Here is a 16,775-nt window from a genome sequence, read left to right on the forward strand (position 1 = left end):
CCTACGCGGTGGCGGTGATGGTCGCCGAGCCGAGCACGACGTCGCCGGCCGGGTCCGGCCGGTAGAAGGCGACGGCCTGGCCGGGCGCGACCCCGCGCAGCGGCTCGGCCAGGGCGACCCGCACGCCGTCGTCGAGCGGGGTGACCCTGGCCGGCGCGATACCGCCGTGTGCGCGGACCTGGACCGTGCACGCGAAGGGGCCGCCGGGCGCGGTGCCCGAGCACCACACGGGACGCCGGGCCTCGACGGTGCCGACGGCCAGCGCGGAGCCCGGGCCGACCGTCACGGTGCCGTTGACCGGCTCGATCCCGAGCACGTAGCGGGGCCGCCCGTCGGCGGCGGGGCGGTCGACGCCGAGGCCCTTGCGCTGGCCGACGGTGAAGCCGTGCACGCCCGCGTGGGCGCCGAGGACCTCGCCGGTGACCGCGTCGACGATCTCGCCGGGCCGGTCGCCGAGGCGGTCGCGCAGGAAGCCGCGGGTGTCGCCGTCGGGGATGAAGCAGATGTCGTGGCTGTCCGGCTTGGCCGCGGTGCGCAGGCCGAGCCGCGCGGCCTCCTCGCGGATCGCGGGCTTCCCGGTGTCGCCGACCGGGAACATCGCGTGCGCGAGCTGGTCGGCGCGCAGCACCGCGAGGACATAGGACTGGTCCTTGCCGGCGTCGGCGGCCCTCCGCAGGACGCCACCCTCGAGGCGCGCGTAGTGGCCGGTGCAGACGGCGTCGAAGCCCAGCGCGAGCGCCCGGTCCAGCACCGCCGCGAACTTGATCTTCTCGTTGCAGCGCAGGCAGGGGTTCGGCGTCTCGCCGGCGGCGTAGCTCGCGACGAAGTCCTCGACGACGTCCTCGGCGAACTCCGCGGACAGGTCCCAGACGTAGTACGGGATGCCGAGCACGTCCGCGACCCGCGCGGCGTCGGCGGCGTCCTCTCGCGAGCAGCAGCCGCGGGAGCCGGAGCGCAGCGCGTCCCGGGTGCGGGAGAGCGCCAGGTGGACGCCGACGACCTCGTGGCCGGCCGCGACCGCCCGCGCCGCCGCGACGGACGAGTCGACGCCGCCGGACAGGGCCGCCAGAACCCTCATCGGACCCTCATCGGACGAGCACCCTCATGAGCTGCCGGCGGCTTCCCGCCGGCGCGTGCCGCCCGTACCGGCCCGCCGGGCCCGCTCGACGACGGGACCGATGACGTCCACGACCGCGGCGACGTCCGCCTCGGTGGTGGTGTGGCCCATCGAGAACCGCAGCGACCCGCGCGCGACGGCCTCGCTCGCGCCCATCGCCAGCAGCACGTGGCTGGGCTGGGCCACGCCGGAGGTGCACGCGGAGCCGGTGGAGCACTCGATGCCGTGCGCGTCCAGCAGCATCAGCAGGCTGTCGCCCTCGCAGCCGGGGAAGCTGAGGTGCGCGTTGCCGGGCAGGCGGGAGGGGCCGCCGTCGATCACGCCCGTCCCCGGGTCGCCGTTGAGCGTGGCGTCGGGGACGATCGCACGGATCCGGGCGACCAGCTCGTCCCGCAGGCCGGTGAGCACGGCCGCGCGGCGCGAGGCGTCCGCCACGGCCTTCTGCACCGCGGTGGCCAGGCCGAGGACCGCGGGGGTGTCCAGGGTGCCGGAGCGGACGTCCCGCTCCTGGCCGCCGCCGTGCAGCAGCGGCGCCACGGCGACCTCGCGGCCGAGCAGCAGGGCGCCGGCGCCGTACGGACCGCCGAGCTTGTGCCCGGTCAGGCTGAGCGCGTCGACGCCGCTGGCGCCGAAGTCGATGGGCAGGATCCCGACGGCCTGCACCGCGTCCGTGTGCATCGGCACGCCGTACTCGTGCGCGACGGCGGCGAGCGCGCGGATCGGGTTGACCGTGCCGACCTCGTTGTTCGCCCACATCACCGAGACCACCGCGGTCGCCTCGGGGGCCTGCTCGATCGCGGCGCGCAGCACCTCGGGGCGGACGCGTCCGGCGGCGTCGACCGGGAGCAGGACGAGCTCGGCGCCCTCGTGCTCGACCAGCCACTCCGCCGACTCGAGGACGGCGTGGTGCTCGATCGCCGAGACCAGGACCCGGGTGCGGCGGGGGTCCGCGGCGCGGCGGGCCCAGTAGATGCCCTTGACCGCCAGGTTGTCGCTCTCGGTGCCGCCGGTGGTGAAGACGACCTCGGACGGCCGGGCGCCCACCGCCGCGGCGATGCCCTCGCGGGACTCCTCGACCTCCCGCCGGGCGCGGCGCCCCGCGGAGTGCAACGACGACGCGTTGCCCGTGCGCGCCATGGCCTCCGCCATCACGGCGACGGCCTCGGGCACCATCGGGGTGGTGGCCGCGTGGTCCAGGTACGTCACGGCCGGGACCCCGCTCGGCGTCGGGCTCCCCTGGTGGGCGCGATCTCCTGGTCGTTCATCGTGTTCAGGGTAGACGCCGGACCGCCGTGCGACCGTCCGGCCCGGGGTCCTAGGCCGCGCCGACGGCCCGCTCCGCGCGAGCGGCCAGGGTGCGCCGGTCGCCCTCCGGAGCCAGTAGGGGCAGCAGCGTGAGCGTGCAGTCGAGGCGCTCGAGCCGGAGCACCCGCAGCAGCGAGTCCCAGAGGGTCTCGTCGCCGACGAACGCGCCCGCGGTGGTGGGCCGGCCGTCCGGCAGCGTGAGCTCGATGCGGACCGGGCGGACCGGGCGCCCGGCGTCGAGCGCGGCCTGGAACGGGGCCCGGCGGAAGGGACCCGACGCCGAACCGCACCAGGTCGTGCCCTCGGGGAAGACGCCGACGGTCGCGCCGGCGCGGAGGGCCTCGGCGGTGCCGGCGACGACCCGCGGGAGCCCGCGCAGACCCCCGCGGTCGACGAAGAGCGCACCCGTGCGCCGCGCGATCGCGCCGATCAACGGCCACTCCGCCACCTCGTGCTTGGCGATCATCCGGACCGGGGCGACGGCGCCGAGGGCGACGACGTCGATCCAGGAGAGGTGGTTGGCGACGACGAGGACGCCGCCCGCGCCGTACGTGGTGCCGTCGACGCGGAGCCGGACGCCCGCGGCGCGCAGCACGCCCCGGAACAGCCGCGGACTCGGGCCGACGAGCAGGACCGGCAGGGCGACGAGCAGGAGTGCCAGGAGCGCGGTGAGCCGGAGTGCGACGCGGAGGGCGGCGCGCGGGCCGGTGGCGGGCAGGCAGTCGGGGCCGCAGGGGGAGCAGGGCGCCCACGCCGGTCGATCGGCGACGGGCGGGAGGCCGGGGTGGGTGGGGTGGAGGGTCCGGGTCGGTGTGGTGCGGCGCGCCGTCCGCTCGCTCACTGCTCGCCCAGGAAGAAGCGGAGGTAGCGCCGGTCGGCGTGGTCGAGACCGAGGAGGACGAGGAAGTCGGCGCACCCGAAGGCAGGATCGTGGGCCGGCTCGCCGCACACCCACGCGCCGAGCCGCAGGTAGCCGCGCAGCAGCGGCGGGAGCGCGGTGCGGCGGTGCCGGGTGGCGGCCTCGGCGTCCCACGGCCGGTGCGGCGTCACGCGGTACTCGGCCGGCGAGAGGTGCGAGGCGAAGACCGTGTCGCGGACCCCGGCGGCCAGCGCGCCGCCGTCGGCCAGAGGGACGCTCGCGCAGCCCGTGAGCCAACGGTTGCCGGTGAGCAGCATGTACCGGGCGATGCCGGCCCACACCAGCCCGACGACCGCACCCGCCCGGTGCCCCGGGTGCACGCAGGACCGCCCGGTCTCGACCAGCTGGGAGCGGATCGGGTCGAGCGCGGCGAGGTCGAACTCGCCCTCCGAGTAGAGGCCGCCCGCGGCGCGCGCCCGGCGCGGCGGCAGCATGCGGTAGGTGCCGACGACCTCGCCGGTCGCGTCCTCGCGCACCACGAGGTGATCGCAGAACTCGTCGAAACGGTCGGCGTCGAGGCCGGGCCGCAGGGAGTCGAGCCGCGCACCGAGCTCGCCGGCGAACACCCGGTGCCGGAGCCGCTGGGCGGCCGCGACGTCCTCGGGGTCGGTGGTGAGCAGCAGCGAGTAGCGCGTGGCCGCCGCGTCGGGCGTCCGGACGAGAACCTGGGAAGAGGTCACGCGTGCTTGGTATCGGCCGGGTCCGAACGGGCACGTGATCGTCGGCGTCCCGCGTGTGAAGCCCGGGTGAACCTCGACGCCGGACGAACGTGCCGATCGGCGGGCGGTGCCGGACCCGGAACGGCGGCGGCCCCGCCCCCGGAGTGACGGGGGCGGGGCCGCGAAACCTGTGCGGGACCTCTGCGCAGGTCAGTTCTTGCGCTTGGTGATCTCCTCCTGGAGCTGGGGAGCGACCTTGAACAGGTCGCCCACCACGCCGAAGTCGGCGATCTCGAAGATCGGGGCCTCGGGGTCCTTGTTGACCGCGATGATCGTCTTCGAGGTCTGCATGCCGGCCCGGTGCTGGATCGCCCCGGAGATGCCCAACGCGATGTACAGCTGCGGGGACACGGTCTTGCCGGTCTGCCCGACCTGGAACTGGTGCGGGTAGAAGCCGGAGTCGACCGCGGCACGCGAGGCACCCACGGCCGCACCGAGCGAGTCGGCCAGGCCCTCGACCACGGTGAACTGCTCGGCCGACCCGACACCGCGGCCGCCGGACACGATCACCGAGGCCTCGGTCAGCTCTGGGCGGTCGCCCACGGTGACCGGCTCCCGGGACTGCACGGTGGCGGACCGCCCGGAGGCGGCGGGGACCTCGACGGTCTCCTCCGCACCCGCGCCGTCGGCCTGCTCGACCTCGACCGAGCCCGGGCGCAGCGTGATCACCGGGTGGCTGGTGTTGGCCTTGGCCTCGGCGATGAACGCCCCACCGAACACCGAGTGCGTCGCCCCCTCCGGGGCCACCCCGACCACGTCACCGAGCAGCGCCGAGTCGGTCTTGATGGCCAGCCGGCCGGCGATCTCCTTGCCGTCCGCCGAGACGCCGATCAGCACCGCGGCCGGGTCCTTGGACTCGACCAGCGAGGCCAGCACCGACACCTGCGGGGTGAGGAAGTCCGACGAGTCGGTCTCCGCGACGTAGATCTTCGCCGCGCCGTGCGCCTTGAGCCCCTCGGACAGCTTCCCGGCGCTCCCGGCCGGCCCGACCACCACCGCGGACGGCTCACCCAGCGCACGGGCCGCGGTCAGCAGCTCGAACGTGCTCTTCTTGATCTCCCCGTCGAGATGGTCGACGAGGACCAGAACCTCAGCCATGCCTCTTTGCCTCTTCTCGAAAGTCTCTGTCGGGGTGGATCAGATGAGCTTCTGGCCGACCAGGAACGCGGCGATCTTCGCGCCGCCGTCGCCCTCGTCCTCGACCTTCTCGCCCCCGGACTTCGGCGGCTTGGGCTGCGAGGAGGTCACCGTCGAGGTGGCGTTGGCCAGCCCGACCTCGGACGCGTCGATCCCGGCGTCGGCCAGGGTCAGCGTGGTGACCGGCTTCTTCTTCGCCGCCATGATCCCCTTGAACGACGGGTACCGCGGCTCGTTGATCTTCTCGTTCACCGAGACCACCGCGGGCAGCTCCGCCGAGAGCACCGTGACCCCGTCGTCGGTCTCCCGGCGCACCGTCACCGTCGACCCCTCCACGGTCAGCTCGCGCGCGTGGGTCAGCGACGGCAGGCCGAGCACGTCGGCGACCATGGCCGGAACGGCGCCGATGCGGCCGTCCGAGGCCTCGTTGCCGGCCAGGACCAGGTCCACCTCCCCGAGGGTGCCGATCACCTTGGCCAGCGCCTTGGTGGTCTGGATCGCGCACGAGCCGTGCAGCGCCTCGTCCGAGAGGTGCACGGCCTTGTCCGCACCCATGCTCAGGGCCTTGCGAATCGCGTCCGTGGCCCGGTCCGGACCCATGGCCACGACGGTCACCTCGGACCCGTCGTGGGCCTCCTTGAGCTGCAGCGCGGACTCCACCGCACGCTCGTCGATCTCGTCCAGCACCGCGTCCGTGGCGTCCCGGTCCAGGGTGTGGTCGCCCGAGGACAGTTTCCGCTCGGAGTAGGTGTCCGGCACCTGCTTGACCAGCACGACGATGTTCATCGGACCTCTTCGACCTCCTGCCGGTTGCGCGGCTCCTCCGCTCCTGCGGGGGATCCCACGGCTACTCGCCTGCCAAAACGTGCGTGCGAACCTAGCGCCGATCCCGACGACGCGCGCCGTCTCGACGCGGGCGGGTGACGCCGGGTTCTCCGGCCCCGTCCGCGGCCGGCACGACACCGCCCGGACCACCGGTCCGCCGGCCCCGCGCCGCCCGCCGGGATCCCGGGGATCGGGACTCGCGGGGGCCGCGGCATGCCGTCTGACCTGGGCCCGATTGTTACCGTGCGGTATCCGAACAGCAAACGACGCCCGGGGTGAGCCTGCTCACCAGCCCCCTCACCAGCGCGGGTTCGGTGCACGCGGAGTGACCTTCCCCGCGTCGGGGCACGACCGGTGCCGGCCTCCGGAAGGGGCCGCCCGCCCCTAGGATCCCGGTGCCGGGCGCCCGCGCCGGCGGACGGGGGTTGTGCGCGTGCTGGTGACGGGCTTCGACGACCGCACGGGTCAGGGGTACGTCGTGCGGACCGGCTCCGACCTGGCCGCGGGCGACCGCGAGGAGGGCACCCGCGAGGTCACGCACGAGGGCGTCACGGTCCTCCTGACGGACGGCCTCGCCCTCCTGCTCGACGACGCGTTGGCCCACCGCCCCGTGACCCGGCTCGGCTGGGGCGGCCCCGAGGTCCCCCTGACGCTCGACGACCACACGCTGCTGGCCTGGCTGACGGAGTCGGTCGGCGGGATCGTCACCGTCTCGAACGACCCGGGCCCGGACCCCCGGACCGCCCGGTGAGCACCTCGCTCCCGCTGACCGGCGAGCGGACCGTGCCCGGGATCGCGGAGGAGAACTACTGGTTCCGCATCAGGTGAACGCTGTCCGACAGTCGATCACCTGAGGTCAGCGCGGAGCGTTGTGCGGTCAGTTCTCGTGGCAAACGACGACCACGAGAAGCGCCCCCGGGCGGTGCTAGCGACACCGGCCCCGGGGACCTGACCGGAAAGAAGGTCCGGCCCGATGAACACCGTACCGAGCACCCCTGTTCAGGATCACGCACGCGCGCATCGCGCCCTCGTCGCAGCGGTTGAGCAACTCCCGCTCCCGCTCGCGCAGCTCCTGCTGACGATCCTCCACGACGGCCTGGACCTCGCTCAGGCCATCGTGGAGGCCGCGCCGGCCCTCTACCCGGACGAGGTCCCGTTCGATCTCGAACAGCGCGCGATCATGCACGAGTCCGCCCTGAAGTTGGCGCTGAGCGCCTACCTGCGCGCGCTCGGATCGATCGATGACCGGTTCCCGGACGAGATCGGCGATCTGACCGCGCCGCAGTCCGTCTAACCCTCGCGGCTGCCCGCCTTCGGTAGGCGCGGCCTCGCCCCCTCTGCGGCCGTCCTGTGCCGCTCCCTGCTGTCCGCCTGCCTGGCGGGCCGATCACGCACACCCTCACACCTGGAGATCACCATGCGCGCAATCCCTGTCGACACCTCCCGCGTTCAGTTCCTCGCCACCGGCAAGGCCGTCGCCCGCGCGGTCTACGCCGAACTCACCGACGGGTCCCGTCGCCGGGTCCCGGACCGGCAGGAGATGAACGACGACGGCGTCCCGATGTGGACCCTGGACGTCCTGGTGGACGACCCGGACGCGGACCGGGCCGAGGTCGTGGGCGTCAAGGTGGCCAGCTACGACGAGCCGGCCGTGGAGAAGTTCCGCCCGGTCCAGTTCGTCAACCTCGTCGCCGTCCCCTACGTCCAGCAGGGCACCAACCGTGTGGCGATCTCGATGCGTGCGGACGGGATCGAGGTTGCGACCGGCAAGGCGGCCGCGGCGTGAGCCTCGCCCCCCATCACCACGGAGCCCCCGCGTCGATCTCTGGCGTGGGGGCTCCGGCCCGTTCCCTGCTCGGCCGTCATCGGGCCCGCCGCGCCGCTGAGTGGGCCGAGGCCGACACCGTAGCCGGATCGCCGATGCCTGGCGTGAGGCCTGCATCGGGGCCGGCGTGGGCGCCGGACGCCAGGGACTGCATGTCTCGGCTCTCCACCAGCTCCGGCGTGGCCTGGACGTGCTCGGGCGCGCTCGGGGCGCGCTGAGCGGGTCCTCCGCTCGGTAGGCGACCGGTCGACCGGTCGGCATCGGTGGTTTCCGGGAACGCCGCCACGACTGCCCGGCTCGATATCGTCGTCACCCGGTCGCTGGATCGACAGCTGCGTATCGGAGCGCTTCACTCCGTTCCCTTGGTGACGTCGCCCGGCGACTCAGCCGCGGGTCCTTGCCGAAGAAGGGGAGGCTCACATGGACCAGCGCGTCAAGGACACCCTTCGCCAGCCGTCGCTCGTGGAACGCGTCGCGCAGAACCCGGTCGGCGGCTTTCTGCCCTGGATCATCTTCTGGGTGGTTGCCAACAGCCCAAGTACCTGGGAGTACGGCGCGATCGGCGCGGCGGTCGCCGCGATCATCTTGGCGGTCCCGTCCGCTCGGCACCGCCGGGTGAAGCTGCTGGACGTAGTCACGATCGTGTTCTTCGTCGGGCTCGCGATCGCCGGAGCGGTGCTCGGCGCGCAGGATCGCGACGTGCTCGACACATACTCCACCACGATCTCCAGCGGCCTGCTTGGACTGGTCGCACTGACGTCGCTGGCGTTCGTGCCGTTCACCGAGCAGTACGCACGGGAGTCCACGCCCAAGCAGGTGTGGTCGACTCCCGAGTTCAAGCACGCGAACCGGGTGTTGACGCTGGTCTGGGCGCTTGCCTTCCTCGCCACCGCGCTCCTCGGCTACATCGCGGTGCGGGTGCCTTCGACCAGCGACTGGACGAACTGGGTCCTGCCGATCGTGGTCCTGGTGGGGGCCTTCAAGATCACTCGCTGGTATCCGGAGCACATGGGCAGGCGCTGAGCGGAGCTTGCGGCGCGAGCATCAGCGCTGAGCCGGCGGACCCGGTGTCCAGCAACGGCGACGCCCCCAGGTCGCCGTTGACCCGGGGACGTGCCTGCCCTGCTGCCATCCCGCCCGGCGTCCCCGCGGGGAGCGCAGCGCCGGCCCTTCTCCACACCCGGACCCGAGGCTCACGCCCTCGCCGCACCGGCGACTTGCCTATGAGGTCATAGGGGGACGGATTACTGCGCTTCACCCGTCCCTGAACTGCGAAAACTTGCGGGGTGAAGAACTCGACATAGGCCCGGATCAAGGAGGTCATCCCGCTGGGAAGAATTGGCCTTCAATCGTGTATGTATTCACGACGAGGGCCCAGGTGTGTGGGCCAGGTCACGTCAGGAAGAATCGGGCCCGTTCTCTCCTCCGATCACGACTGAACCCCGCTGCCCGCCAGCGGCGGCCGCGTCCAGCAGTACGGTCCATGGCTGCTACCGAGACCGCACACGATCTGATGCGGGCCCGGTCGTTGCGAGTACGGCGCGCCGGCCCGCCAGTAGAGGTCATGGTCCTCGGAGTTGCGACAGGCCACGGGCGGGTTCGGGTCACGTCCCTGGCCGAGGCCCTGTCCGCGCTGCATCGGCCGTCCTCGCCCCTGTCCCCGTGCCCGGTCCTGCATGATCTTGGCCGCACCGCGGACCCCGGGCTCGGCGATGTTGCACGCGGCGTGAGACGGAGCCGTGCCCCCCGCAGGCAGGTGGTCGAGGTGCCACTCGCCGTGATCAGCTCGCCGCACCGTGCGCACGGAGTCTGTCCCCGCGCCACGATCGGCACCCGACGCGCCCGTTCCTTGCGGTGGAAGTGCCCGTAGCGCCGGCCGTGTTCGCGGTCATAGGCCACGGTCACGCCCCCGTCGAGTCGAGTCGCGGCCGAGCAGCCCGGACAGGTCATCGGGTGCGCCCTTGAGCTGGACGAGGAGATCCCGTGCGGTGGCCCGTGCATCGCATCGATCGGCTTGCCGTCCTCGTCCACCAGGTCACGCACCCGGGCCTCGGCCACGCGGTACGGCACCTGGCTGCCCTCGGCTCTGGCGTCCACCAGGACACGCGTCGAGCGGGTGTCTGGCCGGCCGCCACGCGTCTTGTCCACGGTGATCTGCACGGTCAGGTCGTGCGGCCCCTTCCGCCACGCCTCGGCGAGCGTACGGGCGAACTGAGGCGTGGCACCCTGCTGCTCGGCGACGTGCGCCAGGCCGTCCGTGACGCGTTCCATGCCCTCGGCCGTGAGCTCCATCAGTGTCCGCGGCGAGCGGTCGGTCTTCTCGATCGTCATAGTCGTGATCTCTCCTTGTTTTGATCTTCATGGACTGGGTCAGCGAGCGGCCTGTCCGCGATCACGCACCCTTTCCGGGGGGTGCGCGTGGGGTCATGCGGCCGGTGCGAACCACGGCGGACGCTCGGCCCCGGCCTGCCGGGCGGGCCCGGCCTCCTCGGCCTGGGGCTTGGCCTCCTCGGCTAACCACGGCGCCCACGCCGGGCGCTTCGCCTCCTCGGCCTGCCGGGCGCGCTCGGCCTCCTGGGCCTTGCGCTTGGCCTCGGCCTCCTCGGCTCGGCGCTTGGCCTCGGCCTGGGCCCGTCTTCTGACGGTCGATCTCGGCGTAGCGGGCCCGTTCCGCGCGGGTTTGCTCGGCCCAGTCCCGGGCGATCTCGACGGGGATGCCGAGATCCCTGGCGACGACCGCGACGTCCTCGCTGCTGTTGACCGCCCGCCTGATCACAGCGCGCTTAAGACCCTCGGTCCAGCCCCGGACATACCCGATGTCCTTGCCGGTCTCGTCGGCGATCTCGGCGGCCGTTGCGGTGCCACTGACGATTCGGGCCGCCGCGGCGTTGCGCTGGTCCTCGGTCAGACGCGCCGCGGCCCGCCGGCGCTTTCCGCCGTTGGCTTCGCCGCGGAGCCCTTCGCCGAGCGTTCGGGTCCTCGGGCACCGTGTTCGGCCTTGGCGCCGCTCTCAGACGGTCTCGCGGCCTCGGCCTGCTCGAGTTCCCGTTCGAGGCACCGGCGCAGGAACGCTGCCTCGTTGCGGACGTGTCCGGTGGCCCCGGCGACTTGCGGTCCATCCACGCCTCGGCCCTGTCCGGCGAGCACCCCGAGCCCCTCGGCAATCTCGGCCTTGAGTGCTGCCCTCGGACCTTGACCCGTCGAAGGCGCAGCGCCAGCGGAGCCCGAAGCCCCAGCGGAGGGCATAGCGGAAGCCGCGGAGCCTGATCTTCCTCTCTCTACGCTCCCTTGGGGTCGCTGCGAGTCAGAAGGATTGTCGGCCATATTGGCCGGGCCCTCGTTGTCCGTCATTTTGTCCGACGAGCGCGGCAGGGCCCGCAGGCGGATGAGCAGGGGTAGGCGCCACTTCACGGTGGTGCGTAGCCGAGGACCGGCCCATCCGTTGCGCGCGATTGCTCCGACGTCCTCCAGTTCGACGAGGGCGCGCCGGACTGTGCGGTCGCTGGATCCGGTCCACTCGGCCAAGTGCTCCTGCGACACGAAGCACGTCGGGTCCTCGTCGTCCCGACCGGTGCCGCCATCGCCGCGAACACATGCCGGGCGGTGCTGCTCAGGTCCGGGTGCAGCTCGCCGAGGCGGCGGACGACGAGGCCGGCGTCGAAGAACGTCACCGGAGTGCCTCGGCGATCGCGGGACAGTCGTCCTCGTGCTCGATCGCGACGGACAAGACTTGCCCGGCGCGCACGGCCGCACGCCGCTCGGCCCGGTTCGGTAGGCGCAGCGCCGCGCCGCACGGGCACCGGCCTGTCATGGCCGAGATCCGACGCCGTGCAAGGTCCTCGCGGCTCGCCGAGGCTGACTCCGGAATGGCCGGCAAGACGAGCGCGGCGGGCTCGCCGTGGACCCGGCCGAAGGTTACGTCGTGGTGGCCGTAGTCGTGAGGCATACCGGTTTCAGAGGACATTCGTGGGTCCTTGGCTGTTAGGACGAGGCCGCCGGTCACCTGGGCGAGGGGGACGGCGGCCTTCGTCGTGTACGGGGAGCAGTTGCGGGATCACGCCGAGCGCGGGCCCCGATCAGCCCGGAGCGCACGCAACTCGGCGACCCGTGTCGACGGGTGAGAACGGCGCTTGCGGCGCTTCTCCGCGGACTTGCGCGCGAGGTTGAGAGAGAAGGCCTTGCGGGCGGCCTCGGCCGCAAGGTTCGCGGTCAGCGGCGGTCATGACACCGTCCGGGTCTACCTCGCGCCGGAACTTCTCCATCAGGCCCTCGCGGGCCGGCGCGGTACGGGCAGACCGGTCCACGTCTTGGCCCATGACTCGTACGACGCGATACGCGCGATGAGCGATCGGTCAGCCGGGTCGGATGAGGGCATAGGCGGCCCCAGACCCCCTTCGGGTCCTCGGCCGGTGCCCAACGTCCGGACTCGCGCAGCACGTGCGCGGGCGGGTACTGACGTACTGAGATCACGACCTCAGCGCAGGCCTAACAGCTGTCCAAAACGACGCGTCAGAGATCGCGTCCGACGTCATAGCTCAGTGATCGGGACGCGCTTTTTCCGCAGCTTGAGCATCCGACGGATGTCCTGGCCCTTGAGGTCCCAGGTTCGGCTCGGCACGACACCTTGGTGATCCAGAGGTCGTCGAAGTCGTCCAATGGCCAGATGTCCGCGTGGCTGCGGGCTACGTACAGAAGCTTCTCCTCGCTGACCCAGTCGAACTCGTATGTCCAGTAGGTCTCTGCGTGGGCGTAGTCCTCCTCGGGCACGTCCGCGCTGGCCCGGTGCCGAGCACGCCCCTCCTCGTCGGGTGCCGCGTAGACCGTCGCGATCTTGTGCTGACGGTCCTGCCGTCCGGGACGGCCGGGGCAGACGATCGTGAGCACGCGGTACCGGGCGCCGCCCTGGAGCACCGCTCGCGCGCCGGCCTGGTCCCGGGCGTTCACACGCGGTCCCCTCGGGCGAGCCGGCGCGCGGCGTCACGGGCGCGAGCCTCGGCGGTCGAAGCGCTGTAGCGGCGGACCATGAGCGGGGATCGCCACCCGGCCAGCTTCTCCACGTCGCCTTCGTTTGCCCCGTGCGCAAGTAGATCGGAGGCCCAGGTGTGGCGGAACCGGTGCGGATTGATGGCCGGCAGTCCGATGGCCTCGCAGCGACGCGACAGCATCTCGGCAACCGCTCCCCCGGTGATCCGCCCGTCACCACTGCGCGCCTTCGCGGACAGGAACAGAGCAGACGACTCAGCGAGCGGGTGCCGGGCCCGGGCGCGCAGGTACTTCCGCAGCGCAATGGCGGTCTTCGGCCCGACCGGCACGATGCGCCCTCGGCCGCCCTTCGTGCGCCGGAGCGTGATCTCGTGCGCACGGAGGTCGAGGTCGCCGAGGTCGATCCCGGCCAGCTCGGCGCGCCGGCAGCCCGTGTCCAGCAGGACGCGCAGGATCGCGGTGTCGCGTCGGTCGATGAATGACGCCCCGTCCGCGGACCGGAGCAACGCGGCCAGGTCGGCGTCGTGGATCACGGGCGTGGGCTGAACCTTGACTGTGGGTAGGTCAACCCCCTCGGCCGGGTTCGCCGGGAGACCGCTGTTCGGGTCCGCGGCGATGTAGCCGAGCCACAGCCGCAGCGCGATCAAGCGCACCCGCCGCGTGCTCTCACTGCGCCCGGCCTCGGCGAGGCTGCCGAGCCAGCGGTGGACGTGCTGGCGGGTGATCTGCTTGGCGGCCTGGACCTCGGGCGCCTCGTCGGTCAGCCAGGCGAGGAACTGATTCACGCTGCGGAGGTAGACCGTGCGGGTTTCCTCGGCCACGTCGAGGAGCGTGTCGTGCCACTCGTCGCGCCAGTCGGCCAGGTCATCCACCGTGCTAAGTTATCACCTCAACGAGCGCTGTCCGAAACCTGACGCGGCAAGGAGAATTGATCTTGACCAGTGAACTGGCAGGTCAGACGCCTTGCCTGCCGATCACCGGAGAGCGCACAGTCCCCGATATTGCCCACGAGAACTATTGGTTCCGCCGGCACGAGGCGGTGTACGCGGCGCTCGTCCCGCAGTGCGCCGGCGCGGCCGTGCTGGAGGCGGGCTGCGGCGAGGGTTACGGCGCGGACCTGCTCGCGGGCGTCGCGCGGCAGGTCCTCGGCCTGGACTACGACGTCCTGACGGCGGCCCACGTCGCCCGCCGCTACCCCCGGGTCGGGGTCGCCCGCGCCAACCTCGTCGCCCTCCCGGTGCCGGACGGCCGGCTCGACGCGGTGGTGTCGCTGCAGGTCGTCGAGCACCTGTGGGACCAGGCGCTGTTCCTGCGCGAGTGCTTGCGGGTGCTGCGGCCGGGCGGCCGGATCATGGTGTCCACCCCGAACCGGCTCACCTTCTCCCCCGGCCGGGACACCCCGCTGAATCCCTTCCACACCCGCGAGCTGGCGCCGGACGAGCTCGCCGAGCTCGTGCGGGAGGCCGGGTTCACGGACGTCGAGCTGCTCGGGCTACACCACGGACCGCGGCTGCGGAACCTCGACGCGCGGCACGGCGGCTCGCTCGTCGACGCCCAGGTGGCGGTCGCGCTCGCCGGCGGCGCGTGGCCCGCGGACCTGCTCGCCGACGTGGCGTCCGTGGCCGTGGCCGACTTCCTCCTCACCCCGGACGACCTCGACGCGAGCCTCGACCTTCTGGTGACGGCGAGCCGCCCGTGAGGGGCACCTTCTGCCTGGTCCTGCACAGCCACCTGCCCTGGGTCGCGCACCACGGCCGGTGGCCGGTCGGCGAGGAGTGGCTGTACCAGGCGTGGGCGCAGGCCTACCTCCCGTTGGCCGACCTGCTGCGCCGGCTCGCGGCGGAGGGTCGCCGGGACCTGCTGACCCTCGGCGTCACGCCCGTGCTCGCCGCGCAGCTCGACGACCCGCACTGCCTGCGCGGGATGCACGCGTGGCTGGCCACCTGGCAGCTGCGGGCGCACGAGGCCGCGCCGCGGCTGCCGGAGCTGGCCGGCTACGAGCACCGGCGTTCGGCGGCGGCGCTCGGGGAGTTCGAGACGCACTGGCGGCACGGCGGCTCGCCGGTGTTCCGGTCGCTCGAGGGCACCGTCGAGCTGCTGGGCGGGCCGGCCACGCACCCGTTCGGCCCGCTGCTCGATCCCCGGGTGCGTGAGTTCGCGCTCGAGGCCGGACTGTCCGACGCCCGGTGGCGGCGCGGCGCGCGGCCGGCCGGGATCTGGGCCCCGGAGTGCGGGTTCGCGCCCGGCATGGAGCACGAGTACGCCGCTGCGGGGGTGACCCGCTTCCTGGTCGACGGGCCCGCGCTGCACGGCGACACGGCCTTCGCGCGCCCGGTCGGGGCCGGCGACGTCGTCTGCGTCGGCCGCGACCTCGACGTCACCTACCGCGTCTGGTCGCCGCGCAAGGGCTACCCGGGGCACCGCGACCACCGCGACTTCCACACCTACGACCACGCGTCGGGCCTCAAGCCTGCCCGGGTCACCGGCCCGGACGTGCCGCCGCACGAGAAGGCGCCCTACTCCCCCGCACGCGCAGCCGCCCAGGTGGAGCGGGACGCGGCGGACTTCGTCGCGGTCGTCGGGGCCCGGCTGGACGCCCTGCGCGCGCAGCACGGCCGGCCCGCGCTGACCGTCGCCGCCTTCGACACCGAGCTGTTCGGGCACTGGTGGCACGAGGGCCCGGCCTGGCTGGAGGCGGTGCTGCGGGCGCTGCCCGGGGCCGGGATCCGCGTGACCACGCTGAGCGGGGCGCTCGCCGACCCGGGCCTGACCGGGGAGCCCGTGGACCTGCCGCCCTCCTCGTGGGGGTCGGGCAAGGACTGGCGGGTGTGGGCCGGCGAGGCGGTGACCGACCTGGTCGACCTGAACGCGCGGGTGCAGGAGGCGCTGCTCACCGCCGTCGGCAAGGGCCGCTCCTTCGCCCGGGACCCGCTGCTCGACGCCCTCGCCGAGCAGGCCCTGCTCGCGCTGTCCAGCGACTGGGCCTTCATGGTCACCACCGGCTCGACGGTCGACTACGCCCGGGAGCGCGCCCACCGGCACGCCGACCGCGTGTCCACCCTCGCCCACCTGCTCGACGAGGGTCGCCGCGAGGAGGCCGCCGCGCTCGTCGGGAGCTGGGAGCGGGCGCCCTTCGGGCACGTCGACGCCCGGCTGTTGCGGGTCTGAGTCAGCCCGGGCCCTGCAGCGCCTGCTGCCGCAATTCCACGAAGGAGCCGGCGAGATAGGTCGAGTACGACGTGTCGTACGTGTAGCCGCCCTGCTCGTACCCGCCGGTCAGCCCGACGATCTCGGGTCCGTTCGCGCCCGCGCGCAACCACGGCCCGCCGCTGGTCCCGTCCTCCAGCCCCGGCGCCGGCAGCACCAGCTGGGTCGGGGAGAACCGCCCGGTGACGCCGGAGCGGACGGTCGGGCCGTCGTCCTCGTCCGGGTAGCCGATCGCGCGGACGGTGTCGCCCGCGCCCGGGTCGAAGGCGATCGGGAAGCCGCCCGTGCTGGCCTGGACCGGTCCCGCGCCGTCGGCGGGCTGCACGGTCAGGAACGCGACGTCGAAGTCGGGATCGGCGTCGGCGAGGAAGCGCGGGTCGACGACCGCGCTCGTCACCGTCCACACCCCGTGCGGCCGGACGCCGTCGTGGTAGCCGGGGACGAAGGACATGCCGGTGCGGGCGGGCGTGCCGTCCCCGGCGGCCACGCAGTGCGCGGCGGTGAGCACGAGGTCCCCGGCCGGGCTGTCGACCACCGCGCCGCTGCAGTAGTGGTCGCCGAGGTCGCTCGTGGTCCCGGTGAACAGCGCGCCGACGGCTCCGTCCTCGGCCGCGGCGGGCCGGGCGGGAGGCGCGGACGGGGCGGGCGCGGCGGCGCAGCCGGCCACGAGGAGCGCCGCGATCGGCACGACCAGCGCTCCCGCGATCCCCCGCATCCGCCTCTCCGCTCGTGTCGGCG

The 16,775-nt window shown here is 73.2% G+C and carries 18 protein-coding genes; 6 read left to right on the forward strand and 12 right to left on the reverse strand.

What is annotated here, in order from left to right:
- Position 1 precedes the first annotated feature (1 nt).
- The 6 genes from mnmA to ABD990_RS01165 form a co-directional block, all read right to left on the reverse strand.
- Positions 2-1,078: a tRNA 2-thiouridine(34) synthase MnmA gene (gene mnmA, locus ABD990_RS01140; protein WP_345377720.1), complete on the reverse strand. Its 1,077-nt coding sequence runs from the start codon at positions 1,076-1,078 to the stop codon at positions 2-4.
- 24 nt (positions 1,079-1,102) lie between these two features.
- The gene (locus tag ABD990_RS01145) at positions 1,103-2,314 is read right to left on the reverse strand and encodes a cysteine desulfurase family protein (RefSeq protein WP_425569350.1); all 1,212 of its coding nucleotides are present in this window, start codon (positions 2,312-2,314) and stop codon (positions 1,103-1,105) included.
- A 118-nt stretch (positions 2,315-2,432) separates the two neighbouring features.
- Positions 2,433-3,263, reverse strand: coding sequence for a lysophospholipid acyltransferase family protein (locus ABD990_RS01150; protein ID WP_345377722.1), 831 nt, complete (start codon positions 3,261-3,263; stop codon positions 2,433-2,435).
- A complete protein-coding gene (locus tag ABD990_RS01155) occupies positions 3,260-4,021 on the reverse strand; it encodes a GNAT family N-acetyltransferase (RefSeq protein ID WP_345377723.1) in 762 nt (253 codons plus the stop codon). Before ABD990_RS01155 ends, ABD990_RS01150 begins: the two co-directional genes overlap by 4 nt.
- Before the next feature lie 189 nt (positions 4,022-4,210).
- Positions 4,211-5,158 carry an electron transfer flavoprotein subunit alpha/FixB family protein gene (locus tag ABD990_RS01160; protein ID WP_345377724.1) on the reverse strand — a complete coding sequence of 316 codons (948 nt, stop codon included), beginning with the start codon at positions 5,156-5,158 and terminating at the stop codon, positions 4,211-4,213.
- A gap of 39 nt (positions 5,159-5,197) precedes the next feature.
- The gene (locus ABD990_RS01165) at positions 5,198-5,983 is read right to left on the reverse strand and encodes an electron transfer flavoprotein subunit beta/FixA family protein (protein ID WP_345377725.1); all 786 of its coding nucleotides are present in this window, start codon (positions 5,981-5,983) and stop codon (positions 5,198-5,200) included.
- Between the two features lie 472 nt (positions 5,984-6,455).
- On the opposite strand from ABD990_RS01165, the gene ABD990_RS01170 reads away from it, so the two are divergent.
- The 4 genes from ABD990_RS01170 (at position 6,456) to ABD990_RS01185 (ending at position 8,870) form a co-directional block, all read left to right on the forward strand.
- Entirely contained in the window at positions 6,456-6,773 is a 318-nt protein-coding gene (locus ABD990_RS01170; RefSeq protein WP_345377726.1) for a hypothetical protein, read from the forward strand.
- Positions 6,774-6,995: 222 nt separating this feature from the next.
- The gene (locus ABD990_RS01175; RefSeq protein ID WP_345377727.1) at positions 6,996-7,316 is read left to right on the forward strand and encodes a hypothetical protein; all 321 of its coding nucleotides are present in this window, start codon (positions 6,996-6,998) and stop codon (positions 7,314-7,316) included.
- Positions 7,317-7,439: 123 nt separating this feature from the next.
- Positions 7,440-7,808: a hypothetical protein gene (locus tag ABD990_RS01180; protein WP_345377728.1), complete on the forward strand. Its 369-nt coding sequence runs from the start codon at positions 7,440-7,442 to the stop codon at positions 7,806-7,808.
- 459 nt (positions 7,809-8,267) lie between these two features.
- Positions 8,268-8,870, forward strand: a complete 603-nt coding sequence (locus ABD990_RS01185; protein ID WP_345377729.1) for a hypothetical protein — start codon at positions 8,268-8,270, stop codon at positions 8,868-8,870.
- A gap of 369 nt (positions 8,871-9,239) precedes the next feature.
- Here the strand turns inward: ABD990_RS01185 and ABD990_RS01190 are convergent, their stop codons facing one another.
- From ABD990_RS01190 to ABD990_RS01205, 5 genes are all read right to left on the reverse strand, one after another.
- Complete coding sequence (locus tag ABD990_RS01190) at positions 9,240-10,178, reverse strand: hypothetical protein (protein WP_345377730.1); 939 nt, start codon at positions 10,176-10,178, stop codon at positions 9,240-9,242.
- 573 nt (positions 10,179-10,751) lie between these two features.
- On the reverse strand, positions 10,752-11,600 hold the full coding sequence (locus tag ABD990_RS34265; RefSeq protein ID WP_425569339.1) for a helix-turn-helix domain-containing protein: 849 nt from the start codon (positions 11,598-11,600) through the stop codon (positions 10,752-10,754).
- Positions 11,515-11,811, reverse strand: a complete 297-nt coding sequence (locus tag ABD990_RS01195; RefSeq protein ID WP_345377731.1) for a hypothetical protein — start codon at positions 11,809-11,811, stop codon at positions 11,515-11,517. The genes ABD990_RS34265 and ABD990_RS01195 overlap by 86 nt, the downstream gene beginning before the upstream one ends.
- Positions 11,812-12,356: 545 nt before the next feature.
- Positions 12,357-12,791, reverse strand: coding sequence for a hypothetical protein (locus ABD990_RS01200; protein ID WP_345377732.1), 435 nt, complete (start codon positions 12,789-12,791; stop codon positions 12,357-12,359).
- On the reverse strand, positions 12,788-13,702 hold the full coding sequence (locus ABD990_RS01205) for a tyrosine-type recombinase/integrase (RefSeq protein ID WP_345377733.1): 915 nt from the start codon (positions 13,700-13,702) through the stop codon (positions 12,788-12,790). The genes ABD990_RS01200 and ABD990_RS01205 overlap by 4 nt, the downstream gene beginning before the upstream one ends.
- A 62-nt stretch (positions 13,703-13,764) precedes the next feature.
- Between ABD990_RS01205 and ABD990_RS01210 the strand changes: the two genes are divergently transcribed.
- Positions 13,765-14,529: a class I SAM-dependent methyltransferase gene (locus tag ABD990_RS01210; RefSeq protein WP_345377734.1), complete on the forward strand. Its 765-nt coding sequence runs from the start codon at positions 13,765-13,767 to the stop codon at positions 14,527-14,529.
- A complete protein-coding gene (locus tag ABD990_RS01215) occupies positions 14,526-15,998 on the forward strand; it encodes a 1,4-alpha-glucan branching protein domain-containing protein (RefSeq protein WP_345377735.1) in 1,473 nt (490 codons plus the stop codon). The genes ABD990_RS01210 and ABD990_RS01215 overlap by 4 nt, the downstream gene beginning before the upstream one ends.
- Position 15,999: 1 nt before the next feature.
- Here the strand turns inward: ABD990_RS01215 and ABD990_RS01220 are convergent, their stop codons facing one another.
- Positions 16,000-16,752, reverse strand: coding sequence for a trypsin-like serine peptidase (locus ABD990_RS01220; RefSeq protein ID WP_345377736.1), 753 nt, complete (start codon positions 16,750-16,752; stop codon positions 16,000-16,002).
- Between the last annotated feature and the right edge of the window lie 23 nt (positions 16,753-16,775).

Source organism: Pseudonocardia yuanmonensis, from assembly GCF_039542425.1.
In the GTDB taxonomy this organism is placed as follows: Bacteria; Actinomycetota; Actinomycetes; order Mycobacteriales; family Pseudonocardiaceae; genus Pseudonocardia; species Pseudonocardia yuanmonensis.

Coding starts and splice junctions, on each gene's coding strand:
- ABD990_RS01160 (WP_345377724.1), bottom strand. CDS start 5,158: ATGGCTGAGGTTCTGGTCCTCGTCGACCATCTCGACGGGGAGATCAAG.
- ABD990_RS01185 (WP_345377729.1), top strand. CDS start 8,268: ATGGACCAGCGCGTCAAGGACACCCTTCGCCAGCCGTCGCTCGTGGAA.
- mnmA (WP_345377720.1), bottom strand. CDS start 1,078: ATGAGGGTTCTGGCGGCCCTGTCCGGCGGCGTCGACTCGTCCGTCGCG.
- ABD990_RS01165 (WP_345377725.1), bottom strand. CDS start 5,983: ATGAACATCGTCGTGCTGGTCAAGCAGGTGCCGGACACCTACTCCGAG.
- ABD990_RS01220 (WP_345377736.1), bottom strand. CDS start 16,752: ATGCGGGGGATCGCGGGAGCGCTGGTCGTGCCGATCGCGGCGCTCCTC.
- ABD990_RS01180 (WP_345377728.1), top strand. CDS start 7,440: ATGCGCGCAATCCCTGTCGACACCTCCCGCGTTCAGTTCCTCGCCACC.
- ABD990_RS01175 (WP_345377727.1), top strand. CDS start 6,996: ATGAACACCGTACCGAGCACCCCTGTTCAGGATCACGCACGCGCGCAT.
- ABD990_RS01190 (WP_345377730.1), bottom strand. CDS start 10,178: ATGACGATCGAGAAGACCGACCGCTCGCCGCGGACACTGATGGAGCTC.
- ABD990_RS01195 (WP_345377731.1), bottom strand. CDS start 11,811: ATGTCCTCTGAAACCGGTATGCCTCACGACTACGGCCACCACGACGTA.